Source organism: Sphingomonas azotifigens NBRC 15497, assembly GCF_002091475.1.
GTDB classification, from domain to species: domain Bacteria; phylum Pseudomonadota; class Alphaproteobacteria; order Sphingomonadales; family Sphingomonadaceae; genus Sphingomonas; species Sphingomonas azotifigens.
The window spans coordinates 1-4,382 of record NZ_BCTR01000113.1; the positions used below are offsets into that span (position 1 = coordinate 1).

Annotated in this window: 3 protein-coding genes; 1 reads left to right on the top strand and 2 read right to left on the bottom strand. The window is 64.9% G+C overall.

Going from position 1 to position 4,382, the window contains the following annotated elements; genetic code table 11:
* The coding region (locus tag SAZ01S_RS22940) for a DUF2268 domain-containing putative Zn-dependent protease (protein ID WP_174596167.1) at nucleotides 1-747 on the top strand (747 nt) is incomplete at its 5' end.
* Between the two features lie 219 nt (nucleotides 748-966).
* Here the strand turns inward: SAZ01S_RS22940 and SAZ01S_RS22945 are convergent.
* Both SAZ01S_RS22945 and SAZ01S_RS22950 read right to left on the bottom strand, forming a co-directional pair.
* Nucleotides 967-2,007: a serine hydrolase domain-containing protein gene (locus SAZ01S_RS22945; RefSeq protein WP_218018164.1), complete on the bottom strand. Its 1,041-nt coding sequence runs from the start codon at nucleotides 2,005-2,007 to the stop codon at nucleotides 967-969.
* A gap of 44 nt (nucleotides 2,008-2,051) precedes the next feature.
* Entirely contained in the window at nucleotides 2,052-4,172 is a 2,121-nt protein-coding gene (locus SAZ01S_RS22950) for a serine hydrolase domain-containing protein (RefSeq protein ID WP_167693247.1), read from the bottom strand.
* Nucleotides 4,173-4,382: the final 210 nt, after the last annotated feature.

A 4,382-nucleotide genomic window follows, 5' to 3' on the forward strand; every position in this document is an offset into this window, starting at 1 on the left:
CTCCTGACCGCGCGCGCTCAATTGGCGGCGTCGACCCTGAAAGACGACATCGCCCGGTTCCGGCGTCTGTATCCGGAGCTCCGCCCTGCGACGATCACCTATGCCATCGGGGTTTTGCGCACCGGCGGCACGACGACCGGGGACAAAGTCCTGATCGGGGCAGAACTGGCGCTGGGGGATGAAACGGTCGATGTGTCCGAGCTGCCGGAGCCCCTGCAGAGCCGGCTGCGCATCTTCTTCCGCTCCCGCCCCTTCGCGAACAACGCACAGAATAATATCCACGAATATGTCCACACGCAGCAGCAGGAGACTCAAGGAACCCTCGCACAACAGGCGCTGCGGGAGGGCGTCGCAGATCTGGTCGCGGAATTGATCACCAACCGGAAGCCCGCGTTGCCGGTATATACCTACGGGCCTGCCCATGATGCCGCCATTCGGCAGCAGTTTATGGCAGATATGCGGGGGACCAACTATGATAACTGGCTCTGGAATGGGTCGGACAATCCGTTCGGGGTAGGCGACCTCGGCTATTATGTCGGCTATAGCATTGCGCGCCGCTACTATGACGGCGCGTCCGACAAGCGCCGTGCGATCCGCGAACTGATCGAATTGCCCTATGATGACCCAGCGGCGGTGAATGCGTTGATCGAGCGTTCAGGATATCTGGCCGGCAACATTGATCCTGCCACGCATGGGGCGTCCAGTATGCGCAATCGTCCCAATGCCTTCGCCAGCGTCCGCCCTTGAACCATTCGAGCTTCTCGCAGCAGTTGAAGTGCGCGCTCCTGCCGCTCCGAAAAGGGCAAGATCGGGACCGTAAACGCGGGAACGATGCGCTTCGTTGCCGAATATTCACCAATCCCTGCGCGCGTCCCGCCGCGTTCAGGCGGGGAACGCTGCCGCACTGCTGGTAGCTTCTCCAGATGGTCTGACTTGCCGTGCAGACACTTGAGACACAACCAAGGCTCACCCGCGCGGTGCTGCGCCGAACAGGTCGTCGGCGAAAAGGTCGATGGCCTTTTGCGAAATGCCGGTGTTGTTGAGGAGCACGATGCTTTCCCGGGTGTCGTAGCGATGGGCGAGGAGCGAGCGATAGCCGTTCAACCGTCCCGTTTCCCATGCCGCCTGGACCGGCTTGCCCGCGATCGTCATCGTGCGTACCCGCCCGCCGAGCGAATAGTCCTGCTCGGCCACGCGCACGGTACGCAGCGCCTCCAGCGATGCCGGCGCCAGGAACCCCAGGTCGAACACCGCATGTGCCAGCCGCAGCATGTCGGGCGCCGTGCTGTAATAGCCTCCCGAGGCGACCATCACCGGCGTGCGCAGGCTGGGCCATTCGACCGCCGGGTCGATCGTGCGATAGGAGCGGGCCGAGCCGGGTTCATTCTCGATGCCGATCGTAGCGGTGGTATGGTCAAGGCCGAGCGGATCGAGCGTGATCGCGCGCATCGCGTTCTGGAAGGGCCTGCCGGTCACCGCTTCGACGATCGCCAGGACGATGAACCAGTTGGTCAGGGCATAGTCGAACTTGCTGCCCGGTTCGAAGATCAGATCGCCCGAGGCAAAGCGACGAATCGATTCCGCAGTGCCCATATCGCGCGTGACAAGGTCCGGATCGGCCTTGACCGCATTCGTGAAAGCGTTGGGGATTCCGCTGGTGTTCGACAGCAGATGGGCGAGCGTGACTTTCGTCCCCGTGTCGGCGCGATAGCCCGGCAACAAGGTGGCGATCGGCGCATCGAGCGACAGCTTGCCGGCCTCGACCAGCTTTAGCACCGTCACCGTGGTCAGGAATTTGGAGATCGACGCGATCCCGTACACGGTGTCCGTGGTCGCCGGCGTCTTCGCTGCGATGTTCGCCAGCCCGAAATTGCGGGCATAGACCAGCCGGCCTTTGCGAGCGCGGACGATCGTACCGGCGAAACCGTTCGCCTTCACAAAGGCATCGATCTTCGCGTCGTTCCGATGGCCTGCAGCAGCTACGGGCGCAGGCAGCAGGGCCGTCATTCCTGCGGTCAAGCCGCCTTGCAAGAATGTCCGTCGGTCCATCGTCATTCGATCCCTTGCGTCGACGATGTGTTTTCCTCTCGATACGTCGTCTCGAGAAGGGCGTCGGCGAAGTCCCCAAGCTTCTGATAGTCCCAGCTCGCATTGTTCAGGACGATCACGCTATGGCCGTCCGCCAGCACGCGCCGGGCCACCATGCGGAAACCACCGTTGCTGCCATCCTCCCAGGCAAGATCACGCAGCGTGCCGCCGACCCTGGCGGAACGTATGCGTCCGCCCAGCGCATAATGCTGCTCGGGCATCTGGATGGTCGTCAGCGCCTTTCGGCTCTCCGGGCGGAGCAATGGGCCGCTCAGCACCGCGTCCATGATGCCCAGCAGGTCCGGCGCCGTGGTGTAGAAGCCCCCGGTCATCGCCATGAACCCGGGGATCGGATTGGGCTTTGGCTGCGGCGTCGGCGACAGGGTGGAATAGCCCACTGCCATGCCGGCCTGTTTTGCCGAATCGCCCGCATAGATGCCGCTGTCCGCTAAACCCAGTGGTCGTACCAACAGGCGATCGACCAGCGCCGGGTAACTAGTGCCCGCGACCCGCTCGACCACGGCCTGCACGAGGATCCAGTTCGACTGGGAATACTCCCATTGCGTCCCAGGCGCGAAGGCCAGGTCGCCACTGGCATAGCGCCGAACCGCCTCCTGCATGTCCAGCTCCACGCCCCGGCTCGCCGGATCGGCCTGTCGCGCCTTGAGAATGTCATTGGGAAGCCCGCTCGAATGGCTCATCAATCGCCGCAGCGTCAGCCGCGCGCCATTGTCGGCCCGATAGTCGGGCAGATATCGGGCGATCGGCGCGTCCAGATCGAGCTTGCCCTGATCGACCAGCTTCAGGACGATGACGGAGGCGATCCATTTGGACATGGAACCGATCTCGAACCGCGACCGGTCGGACAGCGGGACGCCATGGGCCGCGTCTGCCACACCGATCGCGGCGACATGGTCGATCGTCTTTCCCCGCGCGGTCAAAGCAACGCCGTTGAACCCTTCGTCGCGCGCGGCGTCGATCACGTCACGCCAATTCGCCGTCGAAATCTGCGGGCCGGGTGTCGATGCGGTCGCGGTAACGGTATTCGCAGCGGTAGCCGCCTCGTGTGCCGCTGGTTGTCGCAGCGCCTTCAGCAACGCATTGACCGACGCGACCGCCGAACCATCACCGGTCAGCGCGACGGCGGCAAAGGCATGGTCGGCAGGCGCGTAGACAACGAGCGCGCTGGCGCCCGGCGTCCCACCGGCATGGCCGATCCACAGCAGTCGCCGGTCGCCATCGGGTGCGTCGAACACCATTGCGCCGAGACCATAGAAGGTGCCGGGATCGAACATCGGATACAGCGTCCCGATCATCGCCTGCACCAGGCGCGGCGAGATCAGCCGGCCGTCGAGCAGCGCGGACCAGAAACGAACCATGTCGCGGGCCGATCCGACGATCGGACCTGCCGCGCCTGCCCAACTCGGATCGATCGGCGTGGCCTGTGCCGACACGAGCGGCGCCACACCGGCCGCCCCGCCGCCCGGCCGCAGCGCACGCAGTGACGTGAGCCCGAGCGGCTTGACGATCCGCGCGGTGATCGCCGCGTCGATCGACCGGCCATCGACCTGCCGGACGATGTCTCCGAGCAGATCATAGCCAGTATTGGAGTAGCGCCAGTTCGCGCCGGGACAGAAGAGCGCCCCATGCTTGCGCGTGATCGCCAGATTTTCAGCCGGATCGCGATAGCGCGGCGCGGCATGGGCCTTTTTGTCCTCGTTCGCGCTGAACAGGCCGCCCGTATGCGCCAGCAGATCGCGCACCGTCACGACTTCGCCATTGGGAACGCCGGGAATCCACTTGGAAACCGCATCGTCGAGCGACAATTTCTGCTCCTGCGCGAGTTGCAGGACCACCACGGCGGTGAAGGCCTTGCCGGCGCTTGCCCAGAACAGCGGGCGTTGGCCGGCCGTATCGCCGGTCCACACCCCTTTGCCTTCGATTCCCACGGCCGCCGTGATCGATAGCGCATGGGTGGCAGCCTGGATCGCGGCGAGGGCAGCGTCGAGCCGCGCGGTCGTCGCGGGATTCAGCTTGGCATCGGGTATCGCCTTGGGCGCCGGCACGGCGACCGCTTCGTGCACGGGGCGACCGGCATAGGGCGCGCGCGCCGTGCAGACGACGGGCTTGTAGTCTTGCGCCCGCGCGAGGGCAGGCGCCAGGCAAGACAGGGCCAGGATGATGCAGCCGCCCTTGGGATACGGCCTTGCACTCGTGCGATGCGTACAGGGCGGTTCAGCATGGATCGGCCTCACGGTAGACCGCCTTGCAGCAGCGTCCGTCGACCGATCATC